We start from the raw sequence: 24,419 nt of genomic DNA on the forward strand, positions 1-24,419 counted from the left end.
ATCAGTCCTCCACTTGCAAGATCGCCAGGAAGGCCTCTTGCGGCACTTCCACCGAGCCGATCTGCTTCATGCGCTTCTTGCCCGCCTTCTGCTTCTCAAGCAGCTTGCGCTTACGCGTGATGTCGCCGCCGTAGCACTTGGCCAGCACGTTCTTGCGCAGCGCCTTGATGGTCTCGCGCGCGATGATGTTGGCGCCAATGGCGGCCTGGATGGCCACGTCGAACATTTGGCGCGAGATGATCTCGCGCATCTTGGCGGCCACGGCGCGACCGCGGTACTGACTCTGGCTACGGTGCACGATGATGGACAGCGCATCCACCTTCTCGCCATTGAGCAGGATGTCCACCTTCACCACGTCGGATGGGCGGTACTCCTTGAACTCGTAGTCCATGGACGCATAGCCGCGGCTGACCGATTTGAGCTTGTCGAAAAAGTCCAGCACGATCTCGCCCAGCGGTAGCTCATAGGTCAGCATGACCTGGCGCCCGTGGTACTGCATGTTCATTTGCACACCGCGCTTCTGGTTGGCCAGCGTCATCACCGGGCCGACGTAGTCCTGGGGCATGTACAAATGCACCGTGACGATGGGCTCGCGGATCTCCTGAATGCGGCCCTGCTCCGGCATCTTGGAGGGGTTCTCCACCATGATGACCTCGCCGTCGCCCTTGACCACCTCGTAGACGACGCTGGGCGCGGTGGTGATCAAATCCTGGTCAAACTCGCGTTCCAGGCGCTCCTGCACGATCTCCATGTGCAGCAGACCCAGGAAGCCACAGCGAAAGCCAAAGCCCAGCGCCTGCGACACCTCGGGCTCGAAGTGCAGCGAAGCATCGTTGAGCTGGAGCTTTTCCAGCGCGTCGCGCAGCGCGTCGTACTGGTTCGCCTCGGTCGGGTACAGACCGGCAAACACCTGGGGCTGGATTTCCTTGAAGCCGGGCAGCGCCTCCGTGGCCGGACCTGCGTTGTTGGGGAGCTTCTTCTCCAGCGTGATGGTGTCGCCCACCTTGGCCGCCTTGAGCTCCTTGATACCCGCGATGATGTAGCCCACCTCCCCCGCGCGCAGCATGTCACGCGGCTGGTTGGCCGGGGTGAACACGCCCAGCTGGTTGGCCTCATAGGCTGCGCCCGTGGCCATCATCTTGAAACGCTCGCCCTTCTTCAGCTCGCCATCGACGACCCGCACCAGCATCACCACACCAACGTAGCTGTCAAACCAGCTATCGATGATCATGGCGCGCAGCGGGCCATCGGCCTGGCCTTTGGGCGGTGGCACTTTGGCCACCACGGCCTCCAGGATTTCGTCGATCCCCATGCCCGACTTGGCCGAACACGGAATGGCTTCGCTCGCATCGATGCCGATCACGTCCTCAATTTCGGACTTGGCGTTCTCCGGGTCGGCCTGGGGCAAGTCCATCTTGTTGAGCACCGGCAGGACTTCAACACCCAGGTCGAGTGCGGTGTAGCAATTGGCCACCGTCTGCGCCTCGACCCCCTGGGACGCATCGACCACCAGCAGCGCGCCCTCACATGCGGAAAGTGAACGGCTCACCTCGTAAGAAAAATCGACGTGGCCGGGTGTGTCAATCAGATTCAGGTTGTAGACCTTGCCGTCACGGGCCTTGTACTGCAGGGCAGCAGTCTGCGCCTTGATGGTGATGCCGCGCTCTTTTTCGATATCCATCGAGTCGAGCACCTGGGCCTCCATCTCGCGCTCGGCCAAGCCGCCGCAGCGCTGGATCAGGCGGTCCGCAAGGGTGGACTTGCCGTGGTCGATGTGCGCAATGATGGAAAAGTTACGGATGTGGTTCATCAACGGGAAAACGTCAGACAGTGGAAAGCGGCTAAGGCACGCAAGAAAAAAGGGCGCGTCGAATGGCGACGCGCCCTGAGCCGACAATCAATCCATGGCAACTACTTGCGAAGGCTGGAGCGCCGATTGTAGGCAAAACGGCTACCGCAGGCAGCACCGCCGCACGGCATTCTACCGGCACGGACGCCACGCCCTCCTCTGCGGAAATGGGCTCCGCTTTTCAATGAAAAAGCGGCTCCAGCCCTTGTGCAGCAAGCGCTGGAAGCTCACTTTTTTGGTCACCCCCGCCGCCGTGCCGCGCGCAGGCCGAAGGCCGCCGCCAGGGCCGACAGCAGCAGGACACCCCACTCGCTCAGGGTGGGAATGGCCTGCGCGCCGGTAGGTGCAGCCTTGGACAGCCCCGGGCCACCGGGGTCGTCGATGAAGCCATTGGCCTCCAAATCGTTATCGCCTTCACCACCGTCTTGGATGGTCAGGGTGATGGTGTTGCCACTGATCACGGCACCGCGAAATTCATACCAATGATCGGTTCGGTTGGCCAGCGTTTTACCGAATTTGTAGTACTTGGTACCTGCTGGTAGCGGCTGGGGGTAGGTCAGCACCACGGTGGCGCTGCTGCCTGCGTCCCCGGTGGCCAATTTAAGGGTGACGATGCCCTGTGGCATCTCCACCGTGCTGGGGGGCGCGGTGGGGATGCTGCTGGTGGGTGCGGTGCTGGCGGTCTGAATCGTCCACTTGTTCTCTGCTGGAGGCGTGACACCTACAGGCTGGCCTTTTTGTGGGCCTTCAGGCACTTTGATCTCATAGGCAAACACAGCGGTAGATGCTTGTGCGGCCTGGATGTTGGTCAGCGTGCAGGTGGCACCCTGACCGGCACACACCCCCGTCCAAGTGCTAAAGCGGTAATGGGTGGCAGGCGTGGCAGTACATGTGGCATTGCCACCGTGGGTGACCGTAGCTGGATTGCAACTGGCCACTCCCCCCACATTGGCGTGGACACTGGCCGTGATGGCGTAGGTGGGTGCAGGCTGGAAGTTGGCGATGAATGCGCAGTTTTGTGCAACCGTGGCTGTGGTGTAGGTGTTGCCTGCAATGCTGCCGCCGCATGTGCCATTCACACCATCAACCACATAGCCGGAGTTGGGGCTCAGGGTGAAGCTGGGCGTGGCCTGGTAGGCCACCACCTGCTCGGTATCGGGGCTGATGCTGCCGTTAGCGCCAGCGCTGGGGCTCACGCTGTAGCCGCGTGGTGCCTGGCAACTGCCGGTGGTGCCCCCGCCTGTGCCCGCACAACTCCAAGTGAAGGTGGTGCTTGCGCTGGTGACGCTGCTGGGTGTGCCGGCGCTGCACAACTCCCCACTGGGGGCGCTGGTAAGCAAGGGGGTGTTGCCGCTGTTGTGTGCATTGCCGCAGGCGCCATTGACAGGGCCTTGGGTGACAGTCGCCGTGGGTGCAGAACAAGCCTGTGTACCAGTAGCTGTGCCCGCACTGGCCACGGGGGTGACGCAAAAAGTCAGCTTCTGATCCACATCGTCCGCAACCAAGACGTATTTCAAGGCCGTAGCACCGCTGATAACCGTGCTACCACGCTTCCACACAAAAGTACTCGCACCCTCGTTGTCGCCGTCGGCATCGGCGTAGGTGTAGCTGCCGCTCAGCTCTTGGCCCACGGTAGCTGCACCGGTGATGGTGACACTGCTAGCCGTGGGGGCCGCATTGGGCTTTAAGCTCTCAGCAAAATGCCCCACAACGCGGTGGTTGTAGAAATCAGGAATCATCAGATAGCCTGCCGGGGCGTTGTAGCCCAGGCCCAGTGGCGCTTTGAGCCCCGACGCTGTGGTGGCTTGCGTACTACTCGTAAAGTCGGTTTGCCCCAAGACGTAGTCAGCAGCTGCCCCATTGGCTTTACTCGCTGGGTCGTTATAGACAAGAACACGGTTGAGCGTGTGGTCCGCCACGTACAAAGCGCCGTCAGCCAGCACATCGATACCGTACACAGCGCTACTCACCGTCGAAGCCGAAACTACTCGTGAGAATTGAACGGTAGTGAAATCTTGCACGCCCAGCACGCCGTCAGCGGGCGCACCATTGGCCTTGGCAGCCGCATTGTCAAAGCGCAGGATGCGTCGGTTGGTCGTGTCACTCACATAGAGGTTGCCAGCGGCATCAACCGTCAAACCGTAGATCTTATTGCCGAAGGTGTATGCCGTGACCCCTCCTGCCCCTGCCGTGGTGAGGTTAGCTGCGCCCAGCACGCCATCGGCGCTAGCGCCATTAGCCTTGGTGGCGGCATTATTGAAGCGCAGCACCCGCTTGTTCGCCCCATCAGACACGTAGAGGTTGCCATGCGCGTCGAGGGCGATACCGAACAGGGAGCTGCCGGTGCCAAAAAGATTGGCTTCGGTACCTGTATTCATGGAAACAAAGTTCGCCTGGCCCAGCACGCCATCGGCCTCCGCGAAACTGGGCTTGGTGGCAGCGTTGTCGTAGCGCAGCACGCGCATGTTGCCGTGATCCGTCACGAATAGGCGCCCGGCTGCATCCATGGCACAGGTCATAGGCAGGAACAGTGATTTCGCAGAGAGTCCGCCGTTGTTGTCCGCATAGCTGGTGAAGTCAGGCTGGCCGAAAACAGCTTCAGCCACGCCGCCCTTCTTGATGGCCTCAGCAGCAGAAAAACGCAGAATGCGGTGCTGGTTGTGAGCCACCACGAACACCTTGCCAGTGGCCGCATCAGCACAAATGTCAGTAGGCCCCACAAAGCGGGTGGCCGATGCACCACCACCTGCCGTGGTGAAGTCGTCCGCCCCCAGCACCAGGGTGGCCGCTTGGCCATTGGTCCAAGCAGTAGCCGCCGTGGCACTACCCACCGCTGTTGCTAACGCCAGCGTACAAACCAGTGGCGCAACGATGGGCACACGGATGAAGCGAGATCGCAGAAAGAGACGCAAAGCACGGGGAAATGGCATAGATGTGTGCCTTTGACAAGAATCTAAGTCAGGAGACACACACGGTAACAAAGCGCTAGCGCTGAAGATTGCACAAGATTGCAATGCAATCCACGCCTCTGGACTGGCCTGGATACTTCAGGTCTCAAAGCAACTCGAGCCTTACCCAGCAAGCGCAAGCAGCTATCAAAAAAGAAGTGATTGAAATCATCAAGCCAGGTCGGATGGTGCGTGCAGCTCCAAGGGCAAGCACAAACGGTAGCCCTTGCCACGCTGACCAGCGATGGGGTTGCCAGCACCAGATGGCTCTTGCAGTTTGCTGCGTAAACGGCTGATCAATACGGCCAGATTTTCCACGGTCAAGGGCGTATCCATGGTGCGGCCTAATTGATGGATTAAGCGATCGCTGTCCATTTCCTGGTGTGGTGCCAGTGCCAAAGTTTCCAGCAGTTGGGTTTCACGTGCGGTCAGCATCCAGACATGGCCATCGGGTGCGCGCAGCTGCTGGCGCTGAAGCAGCAACTGGTAGCGTGGCGCACGGATGGGCCGCTGCACCCGGCGCAACAAGTTGGTAATGACCGCTTCCAGCTCAACCACATTGGTCGGCTTGGTCAGGTACACGTCTCCTCCCATGAGGTAGCCCATGGAACGATCTGAAGGACGGGTGCGTGCCGTGAGCATGACGATGCCCAGATCAGGCTGGGTGGCGCGCAGTCGCTGGGCAATACTGAAACCATCTTCATACGGCAGGTTCACATCCAACACCACCACGTCGATGCGGAACTTCCTCATCCACGCATTCAAGGCTTCACCAGAATCGGCCCCTAGCACGCGCCAATGCGGGCGCTGCAAATAGCACAACATTTCTTCGCGCAAATCGTCGTGGTCTTCCACCACAACAACGGTCATCTGTTCAGACATAGTTCAAAAACGATGTGCTGGGAATCCGGTACGTAGCGCACTGTGGCGCGCATCAGGCAAGCAACCTGGGCCACCCAGTACAGGCCCAGTCCCGTACCGCTGCAAAACAAAGCACTGGAGGCGCGGTAGTATTTTTGGAACAATTTTTCGGGTTCGGGCCAACCGGCCCGGCCCGGTGCGTTGCACACCTTGATGTGTACCGAGGTCTCCAGCACATCCAGCCGCAGTGTGACCGGGCTGTGGGGGTCACCATAGCGCAAGGCGTTATCTAGCAGGTTACGCACCATCAGGCGCAGCAGCGCACCATCTACTTGCAGTTGCACGTTGGCGGGCAGTTCCAGCCGAATCCGCTGGGCTTGCGCCGTGTTCTCTGCGCACTGCACCAGCAAGGCCGTAAGGTCTTCGTGATCGGGCTGTACCGTCAGGGCGCCTTGCTCCAGGTAATCCACCGCCACACAGCGCTCCAAAATGGCATCAATGTTGTCCACAGCCCGCTGCATCTTTGTCAAACGCGCCCCACGATCTTCGGGCTGGGCGTCGGGGGTGCGCTGTAAATGTTGGATCGCTACCCGCAACAACGACAGAGGATTTTTCAACTCATGCAGCACCATGCTGAGAAAGCTGCTCGTTTCGGCATGGCGCTGTTTTTCGTAGCGCAATGCTGCATCGGTTGCATGCTTTTGTTGCTCTAAAGCCGTCTGGTGCTGAAGTTTGAGCTGTGTGTGCCTGGCCATGATGAGCAAAGCCATGAACATGGTGAACGCATTGCTCGGCAAGGTCGGGTACAGCGACACATTGGACAAGAGTGGCAAAGGTGCGATGGCAGGCATCAGCCAAAGCAACAAGTAGGCCACAAGACAAATGCTGAGCGTCTTAAATAGCAGCCGTAGTGTCCGATCCTCTATGGAAGCGAACCACACCACCACACCACCCCATAGCGTGACACACAGCATCCCCAGATTGTTCAGTGCCATCGCTTGCGCACCCTGACCTAAGCTGATCAGCAGCAATTGCACGGGCAACAGACCCACACAAACCGTATAAACCAACGTACACCACGCGGGGACATTGAACAAAGGCAATATGGCCCTGAACAACAAGCAAGCCCATGCGAAATGGATGCTGTTGGCATAAAGAGTGAGTTGATTGAGAACCCCCACAGAGTCAGGCAACAAATACTTGGCCACCAGACCCATTTGCAAGCCCACCAGCACAAAAGTTGCAAGATCAAACCCGGCGTTCAGCCCCCACAAAGGCTCGCGCGTCACACGCCAAGCGAACAGTGACAGGCACATCACGACCACACTAAACCCCATGTACAAACCAAGCAAAACATGGGTACGGATGTCGAACTCTTGGCTTTCCTCGGTAGAAATCACCGTGAAATGGGCAATCGTGTTAGCACTGTGTACACGCACAAAAACCGTGGCATCGTCTCCTGGCGAACTGCGATAAGGCACACTGAATGCCAGTTCACCGCGCTCGCGCCCGTGGTAGGCGTGGCGGGTACCAAAATGCTGCACCTCCCAGGCGCCATCGATTGCACGCTGGAATATCTGGATGTCTTGCAGCAAACTGGGTTGCACACGAATGACCCAGATACCGGGTGGAGGCTGGCGCAGCTGTAACCGCACCCAAAAAGGAATGCCTTTGTTGCGCAGCGGCAAAGGCCCCTCAAAAGTCTGCCACCCCTGGGCACGCTCAATATCCGCAATGGACAGCACGCCCTCAGGATCTTCAAGATAACTGCGCTGCTCGACCAAATCCAAGGCTGCCTGCGCTGGCAACGCCATACACAGCACGCTGGCGCACACCCACAGTACATGACGCCCTAGCCTCACCAAGCAAGCTCTGCACCTTTGCAGCGCGGTATGCATGAGCAGTACAGGTATAGCCAATAGGCAGGAAGGCACAGTATGAGTTTGCACGATAGCAAGCTGCCACATGGAGACAAAAAGCGCTCAAGCCCAATAAAAACAAGCGCAAGCAGCTATCAATTAAGGAGCAAATTAACACGATAGGCCCATCCTGCACCGAGCAATGTGATGAGCACGGTTGGCACCCCCTGCAATGCCTTAGTACTGAATGCACAAGGCCTTGAAAGCTATCGCTTGATTGTAGGAAAAGGATGCCACCACAAATCTTTGTGGCAGCCCTTATTTGGATAGCTTTTCCGCCTGTTCAACGCACGGCACCGTCAGGGCATAACCTACGCCCCGCACGGCGCGAATAGGCTCCAGCGTGGGGCTGGCGGGGGCCAGTTTGCGGCGCAGGCGGCTGATCGCCATCTCCAGCCGGTATTCCATGCCGGGGGGATCGCCCAAGGCTTGGGCCAATGCCCGTCGGCTGGCGCTGGCAGGGGCGCAGCGCACCAGCACTTGCAGCAGCAAAACCTCGCTGGCGGTGAGCGGCAGCGGCCCCCCTTGGGGCGGAATCAGGCACTGGCGCCAGGCATCGAGGCACCACGTGGCTGGCACGGCTGGTGGCTTGTGGCAAGGCTGCAGGCGACGCACCAGGTTGGCAATAACGGCCAGCAGCTCGTCTGGCGGTGTCGGCTTGACGAGATAGGCATCGGCCCCTTCGTGCAGCCCGTTGAGCCGGTCACGTGCTGCACCCCGTGCGGTGAGCACCACCACCCCTAGCTCGGGGCGCTGGGCACGCAACGTGGCGCAGATCGACAAACCATCTTCCCCAGGCAAACCAACATCGAGCACCACCAGGCAGCACGGTTGGTGCGCCAAGTGGGCCTGCAGGGCCGCGCCATGGGGCAAGCCGGTAGCAACGTAGCCAGCACATTGCAGGTGGAACACGAGTTCGTCGCGCAAAGCGGTGTTGTCTTCAACCAAGGCAATCGGTGTGCGAGCAGGCAAGGGGATGGAGGTCATGGCGCATGGTGGGAGGGGGTTGCAGGTAAGAACAACTCAAAACTGGCACCTTGTACCCATTCGGGCTGCAATTGCAAGCTGCCGCCGTGGCGCTGGGCAATGTCACGCGCCAGGGCCAAACCCAATCCCAAGCCAGGATGGGCACTGGCTTCGTCCAAACGCACGAATTTATCGAAAATGACGGCCTGCTTCGCGGGTGCAATGCCGGGGCCATGGTCGCAAATGCACCAGCACAGCCCCGGCTGGGCGCTGCGGCCCTGCGCGCGCACGTTGAGGTGGATATGGATGGGGGTGCCCGGATGCGCGTATTTGAGCGCGTTATCCAGCAAGTTCAGCAGGGCAAAGAGCAGCAGCCGCGCATCGCCACGCACCTGGGGCCATGCAGGCAGCGCGGGGGCTGCACTGAACTGCACGCGTGCAGCCTGCTCTGGTGCCTGCAAGGCCAGGGCCTGGTGGGTGAGAGCCTGCAAGTCCAGCACCTCATCTTGCAAACTGCCAGGGCCACTGTGCAAACGCTCTTGGGCTTCGGTCAACTCCATCAGGGCGCTCATGCGTGCCACCGCCTGGGCAATGCGGTCGTAACGCTGACTGCGCTGGGCTGGATCGACCTGCATGTGGTCAAGCAAGCGCAGGCTGTGGGTGGCGGCATCAATCACCGCCACCGGGGTGCGCACTTCGTGTGCCACCATGCCCAAAAAACGCTGCTGCTCTTCGCGTGCGTGGCGTTCACGCTGGGCATCGGCCAGGGCAGTGGCAGCGCGCTGCTGGGCAGCGTCGCGGGCGCGCTGGGCATCCCGGGTTTGCAGGGCCATGCTGGCGTGCAACACCAACACCACCGGCAGCACCGACCAGCGCACCAGCTCCATCATCCAGGGCTGGAATGCCAGCAGCTCCAGCCGCGCCCCCACGGCTGGCCACATGACGAAAAAATGCAGGGGCAAAACGATGGCCAGCGCACGCTCAGACAAGGTACTGCTGCGCCACAATGCCCGGTACGCGGGCCATGACAACAGCGGTGCCAGCAGCAAATTGAGCATTTGTGGCACCACGACGGCACTGAAATACGGCGTCCAGGCGGCGCCCATGGCGAGCACTCCTACACCCACACCTGCCCCCTGGTAGTAGCGACGCAACCAGGGAAAGCGCCGATGCAGCTGCAGCCAATGCATTTGGCACAGCGAGCCGATCACAGCCTGCGCGCCCTGCAAGGTATCGCCCAGGCGCTGGATCAGCGCGGCATCATCCGTGTGCAGCAGTGCGGGTAACAAGCCGTCAATGGCTGCCCAACGCAAAGCGCTGCAGCCCACAAACAAGGCAAACAGCGCATACAAGGCGCTGCGCGTACTCCACCAGGCGATCAGGTTGAGCAGCGCCACCCCGGTCAATACGCCCAGCAACCAGCCCGACAGCACTGCCTCACCTGCAGCCAGGGCGGGAGCTGTAGCCATGGCAGGGCCACAAGCACAGGCCCATGCCAACAGCCACAGCGTAGTGCTCAGCGCGCGGGGCGAATCAGCACGTACTGAGCCCATTCGCCACGGCGCACCAGCAGGTTGATGGGCTTGGCCTTGTCCACCTTGGCCAGCACGGCATCAAAGTCCTTGACGCTGGCGATCTCGGTGTTGGCCACGGCCAGGATCACATCGTCCTCGCGCAGGCCAGCACGCGCTGCCGCGTCAGTTGCCGCGACGATGCGAACGCCACCCTTGAGCTTCAGCTCTTTCTTCTGCGCTGCCGTCAGGTCTGCCACCGTCAGGCCGAACTGCTGGGCGGCCGCGGACGGCTTGGCCTTCGCAGTCGCCGCGGAAACCTTTTCATCAGGCTCAACCTCGGCAATGGTCAGGGTCAGGTCCTTGTGAGCACCCCGGCGGAACACGGTCAACACGCTCTTGCTGCCCGGCTTGGTGTTGCCCACCAGGCGCGGCAGATCGGCCACCTTCTCAATCGCCTTACCGTCGAAGCGTGTGATCACGTCGCCCGGCTCAACGCCGGCCTTCTCAGCGGGCGAATCAGCCTCAACGGCGGACACCAAAGCACCCTGCGGCTTACCCAGGCCGATGGATTCGGCCACGTCCTTGGTCACAGGCCCGATCTGCACGCCGATGCGCCCGCGCGTCACGCGGCCTGTAGCACGCAGTTGATCGCTAACGCGGATGGCCTCGTCCATGGGAATGGCGAACGAAATCCCCATGAAGCCACCCGACCGCGAGTAGATTTGGCTGTTGATACCCACCACCTCACCGCGCATATTAATCAGCGGCCCCCCCGAATTGCCGGGATTGATGGCCACGTCCGTTTGGATAAAGGGCAGGTAGTCACCCGTATCGCGCTGCTTGGCGCTGACGATACCTGCGGTGACGGTATTCTCCAATCCAAATGGCGAGCCGATGGCCATGACCCACTCGCCCACTTTCAGGCGGCTGACGTCACCAACCTTCACGGCGGGCAAGCCGGAGGCCTCGATCTTCACCACAGCCACGTCAGTGCGCTTGTCTGCACCGATGATCTTGGCCTTGAACTCACGCTTGTCGGTCAGGGTGACCACCACCTCGTCGGCACCTTCGACCACGTGGGCGTTTGTCATCACATAGCCATCGGGCGTCAGGATGAACCCCGAGCCCACGCCGCGCGGCTGTTCCTCGTCGGGCTGTGGGCGCTGGGGCCGCTGCTGGCGCGGCATATTGGGCATGGGCAGACCGAAACGCTTGAAAAACTCGAGCATTTCCTCGTCCATGCCTGCCGCACCCATCCGGCCAGACGTCTTTTCCAAGGTGCGGATATTGACCACAGAAGGCCCCACCTGCTCCACCAGCTCGGTGAAATCAGGCAGGCCGCGCACGGCAACGCCTTGCGCATGGGCAGGCACCGCCACGGCGACCAAGCCGCCCGCACCACCTAGCAAGAGCGCAGCGGAAAAAGCACAGGAATGCAGCAGCTTCCAATCAAACTTGGGCATCGTCTTCCTTTCAGAGTCAATTCAACAGCCAACGGCCAGTCTGACTGGCCGCTTGGGGTGTGAGAGCGGGTGACGTCAAGACGCCAAAGGCTCAGCGCTGTGCGGATTTCGGTGTATCGAAAGTGGCATTGCGCAGAAAACCTGCCGGCATTTGCAGGTTCGTGGCGCCATGGTACTGCCGGTGCGCCGCCACCAGCTCATCCAGCCGTGGGTCGCGCAGCATCACCTGTGCGCCAGGCTGTGTGCCATCCCCCTCGGCAGCAACTGCCACCATGGGAGCAGGAACGGCGGCGGGGGCAGACTGCGCCGGCGCCGCTGCCGCCAGCTGCCCATCCAGCGCCGCATCATCACGCAACCCCATGGCCGCGTTCCAACCAATGGCCGACACTGCTGCCAGCGAGGCGAAGCCGGCAACCATTTTCCAGCGAAACACCGAAACATTGGCAGCTGGTACTTGTTCGCGCCGTACCACCTGCTGCTGCGGCGCGGGCTGGGGTTGCGGCAACGGCTCCTGGGCCATGCGTGCGCGCACGGCAGACAACAGGTCGTTGCGGCCATGGTGAACCATCTCAGGGGAGCGCAGCACATCACCCACGAGGTGGTACATGGCCCAGGTCGCATGGCCCTCAGGGGTGGCAGCAGCGGCTATGGCCTGGGCGAATTCGTCGCCCTGCAATTGCCCGTCGGCCAGGGCCGACAGTTGTTCGCGTTGTTTCAGTTCATCGTTCATGGCATACACCTCAGCGTAACGCCCTACCAGCGCTTGCCGGACTGCTTGTCCAGCAAAGGCTTGACACGTTGCGAAATGGCCTCGCGGGCCCGAAAAATCCGAGAACGCACGGTTCCAATGGGACAGTCCATGGCTGCAGCGATTTCGTCATAGCTCAGGCCCTCGATTTCGCGCAGCGTGACCGCTTGGCGCAATTCTTCGGGCAAGGCCTCCATCGCAGCATTCACCGCCGCTGCAATTTCCTGGGCTGCCAGTACCGTTTCCGGCGTTTCGTCGCTGGTTAGTTCCACGCCGAGGCTGGAAGTTTCATCGTCATCATCACTGCCGCCACGCAATGCACTTTCCGTAATGACCGGGTTACGCCGCAAGTCCACCAACGCTTTCTTGGCCGTGTTCACGGCAATGCGGTAGAGCCAGGTGTAAAACTGCGCCTCACCACGGAACTGGTGCAGCGCCCGGTAGGCACGGATGAAAGTTTCCTGGGCGATGTCCTGCACCAAGTCGGTGTCACGCACCATGCGTGCAATCAGACGTTCGATGCGGCGTTGGTATTTGAGCACCAGCAACTCGAAAGCCCGCTGGTCACCGGCCACGGTGCGCTCCACCAGTTGCAGATCGCTGTCGGGGCTGGCCGGCGTGGGGGGAGAAGCTGTCATGAAAAGGCTGTCGAGTCAGGAGGTATCGGTGGGTTGGGCTGGCCCGGCATCCAGTCTGGGGCGGGAATATACCGCACGGCGTAAATCCATCCAGCACGCGCTATGCGTGTGGCGCTCCACCCAGATCCAATGCCCCGCATACCCCTCACCGCACAGCGAGAGCAACATGCGGGCCTGGGCATCCATGTGCACCCGCAAGAGCCCAGCAAACGGCGGCTGGCCGGGAATTTCAAGGAACCACGTGGTGCCATCCCACACCAAGACGCCCTGCGGCAATTGGTACACGAAGTGCAGCGCCACACCCGTACATGCCAGCCACAACAACACAGCGCCCGCCAGCGCGAAAGCCGAGGGCGATGCACCTGCGCGCGACCAACCGAGCAGAACCAAACCTCCGGCCACCGCCACGCCGAGCACGCCACACCACAAGAAGCGGCTGCGCCGGACCTGAAAACGCAGGGCGGGAGCGTTGTACGAGGGCATCCAGCGCGGCGGCTACGCGCAATGCGCTTGGATTTACTTAGACCCGCTTGAAGACCAGCGAGCCGTTGGTTCCGCCGAAGCCGAAATTGTTCTTCAGCGCCACATCAATCTGCAGATCACGTGCAGTGTTAGCGCAGTAGTCCAGGTCACACTCCGGATCCTGGTTGAACAAGTTGATCGTTGGCGGCACCTTCTGGTGGTGCAGGGCCAACACGGTGAACACACTTTCGATGCCACCGGCACCACCCAGCAGGTGGCCGGTCATCGACTTGGTGGAACTTACCACCGTCTTATGGGCATGGTCGCCCAGCGCTGCCTTGATGGCATTGGTCTCGTTCACATCGCCCAGCGGCGTGGACGTCCCATGAGCATTCAGGTAGTCAATCTGGTCGGCATTGATACCGGCATTACGCATCGCACTCAGCATGGCACGGCGCGGACCATCCATGCTCGGCGCTGTCATATGGCCAGCATCTGCGCTCATGCCATAACCTGCCAATTCGGCATAGATTCTGGCGCCGCGCGCCTTGGCATGCTCGTATTCCTCCAGGACCACTACGCCCGCACCCTCGCCAAGGACGAATCCGTCACGGTCCTTGTCCCACGGGCGAGAAGCCGTCTTGGGGTCGTCATTGCGCGTGGACAGGGCACGCATGGCAGCAAAGCCACCAACGCCCAGGGGAGACACCGTGGACTCCGTGCCTCCGGCGACGACGACGTCCGCATCGCCGTACTCAATCATGCGCCCCGCCTCGCCGATGCAATGCAGGCCTGTGGTGCACGCCGTCACCACCGAAAGGTTGGGGCCCTTGAAGCCAAAGCGCATGGAAACATGTCCCGCCACCATGTTGATGATGGAGGCCGGGACGAAGAACGGTGTAATGCGGCGGGGGCCGCGCGACACCAGTTCCGCATGGGTATTCTCGATCAGGGGCAAGCCCCCGATGCCCGAGCCGATCACGCAGCCGATGCGTACGGCCTGCTCTTCCGAAAGCGACTCCCCAGTGGGCAGCCCCGCATCCTGCACCGCCTGGGCGGCTGCTGCGATGCCGAAATGGATGAACGCATCCATCGCGCGCGCATCTTTGGCGCTGATGTACGACTCCAGATCGAACCCCTTGACCTCGCCCGCGATCTTGCAAGCGAAGTTCGACGCATCGAACTTGGTGATAAGGTCAATGCCGGACTGGCCGGCAAGGAGGTTGGCCCAGGCGCTCTCCACGGTATTACCCACGGGACTGATGCAACCCAGGCCGGTCACGACAACGCGACGACGGCTCATGCGTTCAAAACCTTCTGATGATCGCTCGGGACGGCAAAAGGCCGCCTCAGGCCTTCTGGTGGGTGTTGGCGTAGTCGATGGCGTTCTGCACCGTGGTGATCTTCTCGGCGTCCTCATCAGGGATTTCGATGCCGAACTCGTCTTCCAGGGCCATCACCAGCTCCACGGTGTCGAGAGAGTCGGCGCCGAGGTCGGCCACGAAAGCCTTCTCATTCGTCACTTGGGACTCTTCCACACCGAGTTGCTCGGCAATGATCTTTTTGACACGTGCTTCGATATCGCTCATAGGTTTCCCTCTGGGGGTTGTGAATGAATCCGCGATTCTAGCCGCATAGGGAGAAAGCCCCTCGCAGCTCGCCGCTCGGATGATTCGGCGTTAACTTGTGCTAATTACATGTACATGCCGCCATTGACATGCAACTCCTGCCCTGTCACGTAGCCTGCACCCTCCGATGCCAGGTACGCGACGGCGTGCGCGATGTCCGATGGCTTGCCCATATGGCCCAGTGGGATCTGGGCATTCAGTGCTTTTTGCTGCTCTTCGGGCAACTGCGCGGTCATGTCAGTGACGATAAAGCCGGGCGCCACACAGTTCACCGTGATCCCGCGGCTGCCCAACTCGCGCGCCAGAGCGCGCGTCATCCCCGCAACGCCGGCCTTGGCGGCAGCGTAGTTGGCTTGCCCCGGATTACCCGAAGCACCCACAACGCTGGTGATACTGATGATGCGACCAAAGCGCTGCTTCATCATCGGCCGGATGGCGGCACGGCTGGTGCGAAACACCGCCTTGAGGTTGGTGTCGAGCACGGCATCCCAGTCGTCGTCTTTCATGCGCATGGCGAGCGTGTCCCGTGTGATGCCCGCATTGTTCACCAGCACATGCAGACCGCCCTGGGTCTTGACGACCTCGTCGATCAACGCCTCGGTGGCAGCGCTATCGTTCACATCGAGTCTGGCGCCACGGCAACCAGCGTAGCCGGCGAGCGCCTCAGAAATGCCAGCGGCACCGGCGTCGGTGGTGGCCGTACCGACCACCTGGTAGCCTTGTCGCGCCAGCTCCAGTGCGATGGCGGCGCCAATGCCGCGCGAGGCGCCGGTGACCAGCGCAACCTTGGATGCAGAATTCGTCATGCGAGCAACTCCTTGGCTTCGGCCAACGTGGCCGGATCGTACAGCGCGGCACCAACCAGGCCCGCGTCAATGCGCTTGGTCAGGCCTGCCAGCACCTTGCCAGGGCCACACTCGATGAGGTGGGTCACACCACGCGCCTGCAGCGCCTGCACGCACTCGACCCAGCGCACCGGGCCGAAGGCTTGGCGGTACAGCGCGTCGCGAATGGCTTCAGGCTCCTGCACCACGGCCACATCCACGTTATTCACCACCGGGATCTGCGGCGCACCCAGGGCCACCTGAGCCAGCGCCGCGCGCAGCCTCTCGGCCGCGGGCTTCATCAGGCTGGAATGGAAAGGCGCAGACACGGGCAGGGGCAGCGCGCGCTTGGCACCTGCCGCCTTGAGGACTTCACAAGCTTTGTCGACACCGGCCTTGGTACCCGCAATCACGGTCTGAATGGGGTCGTTGAAGTTCACTGCCTCAACCACTTCGGCAGATCCCGCGCCAAACGATGCGGTCGCCTCAACACAACCGGCAATGACCTTGGAGGACTCCAACCCGAGGATGGCGGCCATGGCGCCAGCGCCCACGGGCACAGCCTCCTGCATGGCGGCGGCACGCAAACGCACCAGCGGCGCAGCCTGGGCCAACGTCAGCACACCCGATGCCACCAGCGCGGAATACTCGCCCAGCGAATGCCCTGCCACCGCCACAGGCAGCGCGCCGCCCTGGGCACGCCACACTCGCCATGCAGCGACGCCGGCCACCAGCATCACCGGCTGGGTGTTGGTGGTCAGCGCCAGGGCCTCCTTGGGGCCGTCATGGATCAGGCGGCCGACATCTTCGCCCAGGGCATCGGACGCCTCGCGCAGCGTCTCGGCCACCACAGGATGATCGCCCCAAGCGTCCAGCATGCCCACGGACTGCGAGCCCTGCCCCGGAAACACGAATGCAAAGGATTTAGCCATTGTCTCTTCTAAGAATATGAAAGAAATCAGTCTCTAGCGCTTACCTGTCAAGCGCCAGCAGCTACATTTTCAGTAGCACCGCTCCCCACGTGAAACCGCCGCCCACGCCTTCGAGCATGACATGCTGGCCGGGACGCACCTGCCCGCTGCGCACCGCATGGTCCAACGCCAGGGGAATCGAGGCCGCCGAGGTATTGCCGTGCTGGTCCACAGTGACTACCAGCTTCTCCAGCGGCAGCTTCAGCTTCTTGGCCGTGCCCTGCATGATGCGGATGTTGGCCTGGTGCGGGATCAGCCAGTCGATATCAACGTCCTGCAGACCGGCCTTGTCGAGTGCTGCGCGTGCGGCTTTTTCCAGCACGCCCACGGCCAGCTTGAATACCGCCTGGCCATCCATCTTGAGCAGCGGATCACCCAGCACCCGGCCGCCCGACACGGTACCGGGCACGCAGAGAATGTCGACGTACTTGCCATCGGCATGCAAATCGCTGGCCAGAATGCCAGGCGTATCAGAAGCCTCCAGCACTACGGCACCCGCCCCGTCACCAAACAGTACACAGGTAGTACGGTCGTTGAAGTCCAGAATGCGGCTGAACACCTCAGCGCCCACCACCAGGGCGCGGCGTGCCGATCCGGCACGAATCATGGCGTCGGCCACCGTCAGTGCATAGACGAAACCACTGCACACAGCCTGCACATCAAAAGCGGGGCAGCCATTGGCACCCAGCTTGTTCTGGAGAATGCACGCCGCCGAGGGGAACACCATGTCCGGCGTAGACGTGGCAAAGATGATCAAATCCAGATCCTGCGCCTGGCAGCCTGCAGCCTCCAGGGCACGGCGGGAGGCTTCCAGCGCCAGATCGCTGCTCGTCACCTGGGGATCGGCGAAATGGCGCGCATGAATACCCGTACGCTCGACAATCCAGGCATCGGAGGTTTCAATGCCGCGCTGCGCCAGCTCGTTTGCAAGGTCTTGGTTAGTGACGCGGCGTGGCGGCAGATAACTGCCAGTGCCGGTGATGCGGGAATAGCGTTTGTTCAAGGCAGGGGGGCCGCCGTTGCCAGGGCAGGCTGCGCCGTGGAGGACGCCAGCAGGGGCGCCGCATGCGCAATCCGCGACCGGACACGGTCGAGCAGGTTGTTGCGGGCCGCATCATACGCGCGGTTCAGCGCCTGTTCAAAAGCCAGCGCGTCGGCCGATCCATGGCTCTTGAACACCAGTCCACGCAGCCCAAGCAGCGCCGCACCGTTGTAACGACGGTAATCCATACGCTTCATCAGCGCAGATAGAACCGGATAAGCCACGATGGCAGCAATTTTCGTAAAGATGTTGCGCTTGAATTCCTGCTTCAACCCACCAACGATCATCGCTGCGACGCCCTCGCTGGCCTTCAGCGCCACGTTGCCGACGAAACCGTCACACACCACGATATCCACGGTGCCTTTGAAGATGTCGTTGCCTTCCACGTTGCCTTGGAAATTCAGATCACCCGACTGGGCAGCCGCGCGCAACAGCTCGCCTGCCTTTTTGATGACTTCATTGCCCTTAATGACTTCCTCGCCAATATTGAGCAACCCCACGCTGGCGGAAGAGTCCTCCTGAAGCACGGACACCAGTGCTGCCCCCATCACAGCGAACTGCAGCAGGTGCTCGGCCGAGCAATCAACGTTGGCCCCCAAATCGAGCACCGTGGTGGCGCGCCCCTTGTCATTGGGCATTTGGGTTGCAATCGCCGGGCGGTCGATGCCATCCAGCGTTTTCAGCAGGTAGCGCGCAATGGCCATCAGCGCACCCGTATTCCCCGCCGACACAGCTGCCGCAGCCGTGCCATCTTTGACCTGCTGAATGGCCACGCGCATGGAGGAGTCCTTCTTCCTGCGCAGCGCCACTTCCACGGGATCATCCATGCCGACGACCTCGCTGGCCGCGACCACGGTCGCGCGTTCGTGCGCGAACGCCTTCAAGCTCTCTGGCTGCCCCACGAGCAGCAAATGGGCGTCGGAATGGGTATCGAGAAACTGGCGGCACGCCGCCAACGTGACGCGGGGGCCGTGGTCGCCCCCCATGCAGTCAACTGCCAAGGTGATCATGGGTGGCCTGGAAACTTGCCAATGCAGCGGTCAAAACAAAGGCCCGTGCTACATATTTCGGTAGCCACGGGCCTCGGACGGGCAGAGAACAGGTCAGGCTTCAGACTTGTTCTTCAGCACCTGACGGCCACGGTACACGCCGTTGGGGCTGATGTGGTGGCGCAGATGCGTTTCACCGGTGGTGGGCTCCACGGCGATGCCAGGCACCGTCAGGGCATTGTGCGAACGGTGCATGCCGCGCTTGGAAGGAGATTTTTTGTTTTGCTGAACAGCCATGATGGCTCCTGGGTCTTAAAGGGTTGGTAAAAACGCGATTCAGCCCATTAAAGACACGAGGGGGATTCGCGCGAAGCCCTCGATTATAGCCGAATCGATTTCAGCGCTGCATCAACGTTTCGAATCCTTGCCAGTGCGCAAAGCCGCCAGCGCAGCGAAGGGGTTGGGCTTTTGCGCATTGGCGTCCTCGAAATCCTCGCTTTCGGACTCCATGGGCACCGCCTCCGGACAGTGTTCATGCATGGGCACCATGGGCAGCGCCATCAGCAGCTCGTCCTCGATCAGGGCGTGCAAGTCAAACTCGCGGCTGAGCACCAGCAGGTCTTCCTCACATTCATCGTCCAATGCTTCGGCGGTGCTTTCGTCGGCCACGAAGCGGAACGAACGATCCACATCCAGCGGCACATCCACGGTACCCAAGCAGCGCTGGCAGTGCATGGGGAACATGCCATGCGCACGCAGGTGCAGCCAGATTTGGCTGGCGCTGCCCGCTGGCGCCACGAGCGTGCCCGCTGCCTCCCAGTCCACACGCAGATCGGGGTGCAGCCCCTGCGCTTCCTGGGCTAAACGATCGTAGGCGAGCAGCGATTCATGCCCTTCCAGCCGCGCGCCTGCCTGGGCGAAGGCCTTTACGTCGAGCCGACGGGGGGAAAACTCCTTGGTCATCGCGGCAGTGTAAGAGAATCCCGCCCATGCTTGAATCACCCTCCCCGCAACGCCTGTTGGTACTCGGCTCCACCTCGCCCTACCGGCGTGAGCTGCTGCAGCGCCTTCGCCTGCCTTTTGAGACCACCGCCCCCGCTGTAGATGAGACCCCGCAACCCGGCGAAGCACCGCGTGCGCTGGCCCTGCGGCTGGCGCTCGCCAAGGCGCACGCCGTCGCTGCGCGGCACCCGCAGGCCGTCGTGATCGGATCCGACCAAGTCGCCGACCTGGCCGGGCAGCCCCTGGGCAAGCCCGGTACGCATGAACGCGCTACGGCCCAGTTGCGCCAGATGCGCGGCCAGACTGTGGTCTTCCAAACCGCCGTGGCCGTGGTATGCCAGGCCACGGGCTTTGCACAGGTCGACCTGGCGGCGGTGAAGGTGCGCTTTCGCGACCTGACGGATGCAGAAATCGAGCGTTACCTGCGCGCCGAAACCCCTTACGACTGCGCCGGCAGCGCCAAAAGCGAGGGCCTGGGCATCAGCCTGCTCGACGCCATCGTCAGCGATGACCCGACGGCCCTGGTCGGTCTGCCCTTGATCCGCACCTGCCGCATGCTGCGCGCCGCGGGCCTGACACTGCCATGAACACCGCAACCCGAATCGGCACACTCTATCTGGTGCCCGCGCCGCTGGACTTCGGCTGCGATACGCAAACCCCCTTGCAGGACATGCTGCCCGAAGGCACGCTGCGCAGTGCCGCACAGCTCACGCACTGGGTCTGCGAGAACGCCAAGAGCTGCCGTGCCTACCTCAAGCGCATCGACGCCCTGCACCCGCTGGCTGCGCCGCTGCAGCAGCAGCACATCACCGAACTGCCACGCGAAGTGCACAAGAAGGGCGACCACACCGGCCAGTTCAACGCCACGCCGCTCATCGCGCCGCTGCTGGCGGGCCACGACATGGGCCTGGTCAGCGAGGCCGGCATGCCCGCCGTGGCCGATCCCGGCAGCTCCGTGGTACGTGCCGCGCACGACGCAGGCGCCCGGGTGGAGCCACTGACAGGCCCGGTATCGCTGCTGCTGGCACTGGCCGCCAGCGGCCTGAATGGGCAGAACTTCGCCTTCACCGGCTACCTGCCACAAGACGCGGGCGAACGCGCCCAGCGCATCCGCCAACTGGAAGTGCTGGCACTCCAGCAGGGCCAGACGCAGCTGTTCATCGAGACGCCGTACCGCAACGCCGCGCTATGGCAAGCGTTGCTGCAGCACCTACAGCCAACCACCCGGCTGGCCCTTGCGGCCGGACTGACGCTGCCCCAGGCCCGCATGGAAAGCCGCGCCGTACGCGATTGGCGCAAGGGCGGCACAGCGCCCGATAACCGCACCCCGGTGGTGTACGCCATTGGCCGCTGAGGCCCTATCACTTCATTTTTGATAGCTGCCAGCGCTTGTCTGGAAAGGGCCAGAGGCCAATTTAACCTTAAACTCAGCGCACATTGGGCAGTGCGCTGCGCATGGCATGCACCGCCCCTGCGCCCACCGCTGCGCCAAAGCGCTTGGCCAGGCGCTCGGCCACGTTGTCGCGGCGCGTGTAGTCGATCACATCTTCGGCCTTGACGACCTCGCGTGCCACGTAGTCAAGATTGCCAAAGCGGTCAGCCAAGCCCATCTCCACCGCCTGCTGGCCGGTCCAGAACAGGCCACTGAACGTCTCGGGCGTGACCTTGAGTCGCTCGCCGCGCCCCTTCTTCACCACCTCGATGAACTGTTGGTGGATCTGGTCGAGCATCTGCAACGCGAACTGGCGTTGCTTCTCGCTCTGCGGGCTGAACGGATCAAGGAAGCCCTTGTTCTCACCCGCTGTCAGCAGGCGCCGCTCGACGCCCAGCTTTTCCATGGTGCCGGTGAAGCCAAAACCGTCCATCAGCACGCCAATGCTGCCAACGATGCTGGCCTTGTCGACGAAGATATCGTCGGCCGCCGCCGCGATGTAGTACGCCGCAGAGGCGCAGGTTTCCTCGACCACCGCGTACACCGGCTTGTCGTACTTGGCGCGCAGGCGCACGATTTCATCGTTGATGATGCCAGCCTGCACCGGGCTGCCGCCAGGTGAGTTGATGAGCAGCACCACGGCCTGTGAGCCTTCATCCTCAAACGCGCTGCGCATGGCAGCCACCACCAGTTCGGCACTGGCCTCGGCACCGCCGGCAATTTCGCCCTTGATATCCACCACGGCCGTATGCGGCGCACTCTTGCTGGGCGTGCCGCCTTCGTACACGAAGAGGGCCCAGGCCACGGCACCCAGGAACGCCAGCCAGGCAAAGCGCCAAAAGATGCGCCAACGGCGCGCGGCACGTTGCTCGTTGACCGTGGCAAACACCAGCTTTTCCAGCACCTCGCGCTCCCAGCCAGGTGGCGTCTGGGAAGCCGCCGGTTTGCCTGCGGCGGGACGGGCCGTAGCAGCAGCCGCCCACAAATCAGGGGCAGCGGGGGCATGGCCCCCGGTATCCGTGGATCCGGGGCGTTGGGGGTCGGTCATGGTTCAAAACTCTACAGGTTGCATGTGGGGGGCAGTATGCCAGCGCACCCGGCCCTCGACTTCGGACACAGCGATCTTCACCAGGCTGGCGCCACGGCACGGCCCCTCAATGCAGCGCCCGGTACCTGGCTCGTAGACCGCGCCGTGGGTGGCGCAGAGCAGCCAGCGACCGCTGTCATCGAAGAAGCGACCTTCCTGGTAATCCATCTCCATCGGCACATGGGCACAGCGGTTGAGATAGGCCTGCGGCTGGCCCTGAAAACGCACAGCAAAGGCCCTGCAGCGCTGGCCGGCGTAGACCACGTCAAAGCCCACCGCCAGCCCACCTTCCTGCAGTTCCGTGCTGACGCACAACGCAATGACTTCTTCTTCAAACGCTGTCATGGCCACATCCTCATGCGTTGCTTTCAAGCCACGCATGCAAGTCCGCGACGGAATCCGCAACGAACAGTGGCGCATAGCGGGCGAACTCATCGGTCGGGTGCGCACCGTAGCCCACGCCCACGCTGGCACAGCCAGCGGCCTGCGCCATCTGCAAATCGTGGGTGGTGTCGCCGATCATCAGCACGCGCTCCGGCGCCACGTCGAATTCGGCCATCAGCTCGTGCAGCATCAGGGGGTGGGGCTTGCCCGCCGTCTCGTCGGCGGTGCGCGAGCCGTCGAACATGCCGCGCAGCTGGGCTGTGTGCAGCGCCTCATTCAGCCCACGCCGACTCTTGCCCGTGGCCACCGTCAACAGGTGCCCTCGGTCACGCAGCGCACCAAGCAACGGCATGACGCCGGCAAACAGGCTCAGATCGTTCTGGTGCTGCAGGTAATGGTAGCGGTAGCGGTTGCCCAGCTCGGCATAGCGCTCACGCGGCACGTCGGGGGCCGCATGGGCCAGTGCCTGCATCAGCCCCATGCCGATGACATAGGAGGCGGCCTCGTCGCTGGGCATGGCACCTCCCACATCGCACACTGCGGCCTGGATGCAGCGCACGATGATGGCCGTGGAGTCGCACAGCGTGCCATCCCAGTCGAATGCGATCAAGTCAAAGCGGCGTGGTCGGTCGGTGGGCATGGTGAATTTCCAAAAGCGTTGGGGGCGATGAAATCTGCCAGCTCGGGCGGCAGCTCGGCGTGCAATGTCACGCGCTCGCCGCTGGCGGGGTGGTTGAACTGCAGGCGCCAGGCATGCAGAAACATGCGCTTGAGCCCTTGCCGTGGCAAGCGCTTGTTGAGGTCAAAGTCGCCGTACTTGTCGTCCCCCGCAATCGGGTGCCCCTGGCTTGCCAGATGCACGCGGATCTGGTGGGTCCGGCCGGTCTTGATCGTCACCTCAAGCAGCGTCATGGCCGGCAGGCCCTGCAAGGGCCGAGGCGCCAGGTGAGCACGCACTTTCACCAACGTGACCGAGCGCATGCCGTCCGGATCGTCGGGCGTCGTAACGCGCACGCGCCGTTCGCCGTCAGGGAGCAAGTACTTGTGCAAGGGCAAGTCGATCACCTTGTTGGCGGCCGGCCAGGTGCCCTGCACCAGCGCAAGGTAGGTCTTGCCTGTTGCGCGCTCGCGAAACTGGTCCTGCAACTGGTTCAGCGCTGAGCGCTTCTTGGCCACCAGCAAAATGCCCGAGGTCTCTCGGTCCAGCCGGTGCACAAGCTCCAAGAACTTCGCTTGCGGGCGTGCCTGGCGCAGTTGCTCGATCACACCAAAGCTGACGCCGCTGCCACCATGCACGGCCACCCCTGAGGGCTTGTCGATGGCGATCAGATGCTCATCTTCCAGCAGCAGCGGGAACTCGCGCGCTGGCGCCGGATGCCCCGCCTTGAGTGCCACTTTCTCTGAGACGCGCACGGGCGGCAGGCGCACCTGATCGCCCTCGGCAACGCGCGTGTCGGCGCTGGCGCGGCCCTTGTTCACCCGCACCTCACCGCTGCGGATGATGCGGTAAACATGTGTCTTGGGAACGCCCTTGAGCTGGCGCAACAGGAAGTTATCCAAGCGCTGGCCGCTCGACTCTGCGTCCACCGCGACAAGGCGGGCCGCCGGGGCTGGGCTTGGTTTGCCCTCTATAATGTGTTTCACCTGCGCACGTTGAATGTAAGTGGTTGATTTCTCTGGAGTTTAGTCCAG

24 protein-coding genes are annotated in these 24,419 nt (G+C 62.2%); 2 read left to right on the forward strand and 22 right to left on the reverse strand.

Going from position 1 to position 24,419, the window contains the following annotated elements:
- Position 1: 1 nt before the first annotated feature.
- The 18 genes from lepA to BN2503_RS09950 form a co-directional block, all read right to left on the reverse strand.
- On the reverse strand, positions 2-1,810 hold the full coding sequence (gene lepA / locus BN2503_RS09865; protein ID WP_054256490.1) for a translation elongation factor 4: 1,809 nt from the start codon (positions 1,808-1,810) through the stop codon (positions 2-4).
- A gap of 278 nt (positions 1,811-2,088) precedes the next feature.
- Positions 2,089-4,779, reverse strand: a complete 2,691-nt coding sequence (locus tag BN2503_RS09870; RefSeq protein WP_139235419.1) for an IPTL-CTERM sorting domain-containing protein — start codon at positions 4,777-4,779, stop codon at positions 2,089-2,091.
- A gap of 189 nt (positions 4,780-4,968) precedes the next feature.
- Complete coding sequence (locus BN2503_RS09875; protein WP_074930239.1) at positions 4,969-5,679, reverse strand: response regulator transcription factor; 711 nt, start codon at positions 5,677-5,679, stop codon at positions 4,969-4,971.
- The gene (locus tag BN2503_RS09880) at positions 5,664-7,448 is read right to left on the reverse strand and encodes a sensor histidine kinase (protein WP_158447350.1); all 1,785 of its coding nucleotides are present in this window, start codon (positions 7,446-7,448) and stop codon (positions 5,664-5,666) included. The genes BN2503_RS09875 and BN2503_RS09880 overlap by 16 nt, the downstream gene beginning before the upstream one ends.
- Before the next feature lie 387 nt (positions 7,449-7,835).
- Positions 7,836-8,564: a response regulator transcription factor gene (locus BN2503_RS09885; RefSeq protein WP_074930241.1), complete on the reverse strand. Its 729-nt coding sequence runs from the start codon at positions 8,562-8,564 to the stop codon at positions 7,836-7,838.
- Complete coding sequence (locus BN2503_RS09890) at positions 8,561-10,012, reverse strand: sensor histidine kinase (RefSeq protein ID WP_054256495.1); 1,452 nt, start codon at positions 10,010-10,012, stop codon at positions 8,561-8,563. Before BN2503_RS09890 ends, BN2503_RS09885 begins: the two co-directional genes overlap by 4 nt.
- 47 nt (positions 10,013-10,059) lie before the next feature.
- Positions 10,060-11,520: a DegQ family serine endoprotease gene (locus BN2503_RS09895; RefSeq protein WP_054256496.1), complete on the reverse strand. Its 1,461-nt coding sequence runs from the start codon at positions 11,518-11,520 to the stop codon at positions 10,060-10,062.
- Positions 11,521-11,611: 91 nt separating this feature from the next.
- Positions 11,612-12,250 carry a sigma-E factor negative regulatory protein gene (locus tag BN2503_RS09900; RefSeq protein ID WP_054256497.1) on the reverse strand — a complete coding sequence of 213 codons (639 nt, stop codon included), beginning with the start codon at positions 12,248-12,250 and terminating at the stop codon, positions 11,612-11,614.
- A gap of 23 nt (positions 12,251-12,273) precedes the next feature.
- Entirely contained in the window at positions 12,274-12,906 is a 633-nt protein-coding gene (rpoE, locus tag BN2503_RS09905) for an RNA polymerase sigma factor RpoE (protein ID WP_054256498.1), read from the reverse strand.
- A 15-nt stretch (positions 12,907-12,921) separates the two neighbouring features.
- Positions 12,922-13,389: a hypothetical protein gene (locus BN2503_RS09910; RefSeq protein ID WP_054256499.1), complete on the reverse strand. Its 468-nt coding sequence runs from the start codon at positions 13,387-13,389 to the stop codon at positions 12,922-12,924.
- Positions 13,390-13,426: 37 nt separating this feature from the next.
- A complete protein-coding gene (gene fabF / locus BN2503_RS09915; RefSeq protein ID WP_054256500.1) occupies positions 13,427-14,671 on the reverse strand; it encodes a beta-ketoacyl-ACP synthase II in 1,245 nt (414 codons plus the stop codon).
- A gap of 46 nt (positions 14,672-14,717) precedes the next feature.
- Complete coding sequence (gene acpP / locus BN2503_RS09920) at positions 14,718-14,957, reverse strand: acyl carrier protein (RefSeq protein ID WP_003058049.1); 240 nt, start codon at positions 14,955-14,957, stop codon at positions 14,718-14,720.
- 104 nt (positions 14,958-15,061) lie between these two features.
- On the reverse strand, positions 15,062-15,802 hold the full coding sequence (fabG, locus tag BN2503_RS09925) for a 3-oxoacyl-ACP reductase FabG (protein ID WP_054256501.1): 741 nt from the start codon (positions 15,800-15,802) through the stop codon (positions 15,062-15,064).
- Positions 15,799-16,752: an ACP S-malonyltransferase gene (gene fabD, locus BN2503_RS09930; protein WP_054256502.1), complete on the reverse strand. Its 954-nt coding sequence runs from the start codon at positions 16,750-16,752 to the stop codon at positions 15,799-15,801. Before fabD ends, fabG begins: the two co-directional genes overlap by 4 nt.
- 61 nt (positions 16,753-16,813) lie before the next feature.
- Positions 16,814-17,794 carry a beta-ketoacyl-ACP synthase III gene (locus BN2503_RS09935; protein WP_054256503.1) on the reverse strand — a complete coding sequence of 327 codons (981 nt, stop codon included), beginning with the start codon at positions 17,792-17,794 and terminating at the stop codon, positions 16,814-16,816.
- A complete protein-coding gene (gene plsX / locus BN2503_RS09940; protein WP_054256504.1) occupies positions 17,791-18,843 on the reverse strand; it encodes a phosphate acyltransferase PlsX in 1,053 nt (350 codons plus the stop codon). The genes BN2503_RS09935 and plsX overlap by 4 nt, the downstream gene beginning before the upstream one ends.
- Before the next feature lie 93 nt (positions 18,844-18,936).
- Positions 18,937-19,119 (reverse strand): 50S ribosomal protein L32, encoded by a 183-nt coding sequence (gene rpmF, locus BN2503_RS09945; RefSeq protein ID WP_024001319.1) that lies wholly within the window; start codon positions 19,117-19,119, stop codon positions 18,937-18,939.
- A 111-nt stretch (positions 19,120-19,230) separates the two neighbouring features.
- Positions 19,231-19,785 carry a YceD family protein gene (locus tag BN2503_RS09950; protein ID WP_054256505.1) on the reverse strand — a complete coding sequence of 185 codons (555 nt, stop codon included), beginning with the start codon at positions 19,783-19,785 and terminating at the stop codon, positions 19,231-19,233.
- 26 nt (positions 19,786-19,811) lie between these two features.
- Here BN2503_RS09950 and BN2503_RS09955 point away from each other — a divergent pair, with 26 nt between their 5' ends.
- Together BN2503_RS09955 and BN2503_RS09960 are read left to right on the forward strand one after the other, a co-directional pair.
- Positions 19,812-20,411, forward strand: a complete 600-nt coding sequence (locus BN2503_RS09955) for a Maf family nucleotide pyrophosphatase (protein ID WP_054256506.1) — start codon at positions 19,812-19,814, stop codon at positions 20,409-20,411.
- Positions 20,408-21,178: an SAM-dependent methyltransferase gene (locus BN2503_RS09960; RefSeq protein WP_054256507.1), complete on the forward strand. Its 771-nt coding sequence runs from the start codon at positions 20,408-20,410 to the stop codon at positions 21,176-21,178. The genes BN2503_RS09955 and BN2503_RS09960 overlap by 4 nt, the downstream gene beginning before the upstream one ends.
- A gap of 73 nt (positions 21,179-21,251) precedes the next feature.
- Here the strand turns inward: BN2503_RS09960 and BN2503_RS09965 are convergent, their stop codons facing one another.
- From BN2503_RS09965 to BN2503_RS09980, 4 genes are read right to left on the reverse strand one after another with little or no spacing between them, the layout of a single operon-like run.
- Complete coding sequence (locus BN2503_RS09965; protein WP_054256508.1) at positions 21,252-22,304, reverse strand: S49 family peptidase; 1,053 nt, start codon at positions 22,302-22,304, stop codon at positions 21,252-21,254.
- Positions 22,305-22,307: 3 nt separating this feature from the next.
- A complete protein-coding gene (locus BN2503_RS09970) occupies positions 22,308-22,688 on the reverse strand; it encodes a Rieske (2Fe-2S) protein (protein ID WP_054256520.1) in 381 nt (126 codons plus the stop codon).
- Between the two features lie 10 nt (positions 22,689-22,698).
- Entirely contained in the window at positions 22,699-23,367 is a 669-nt protein-coding gene (locus BN2503_RS09975; RefSeq protein WP_054256509.1) for an HAD family hydrolase, read from the reverse strand.
- On the reverse strand, positions 23,334-24,371 hold the full coding sequence (locus tag BN2503_RS09980; protein WP_054256510.1) for an RluA family pseudouridine synthase: 1,038 nt from the start codon (positions 24,369-24,371) through the stop codon (positions 23,334-23,336). The genes BN2503_RS09975 and BN2503_RS09980 overlap by 34 nt, the downstream gene beginning before the upstream one ends.
- Between the last annotated feature and the right edge of the window lie 48 nt (positions 24,372-24,419).

Source organism: Paenacidovorax caeni (assembly GCF_001298675.1).
Taxonomy (GTDB): domain Bacteria; phylum Pseudomonadota; class Gammaproteobacteria; order Burkholderiales; family Burkholderiaceae_C; genus Paenacidovorax; species Paenacidovorax caeni.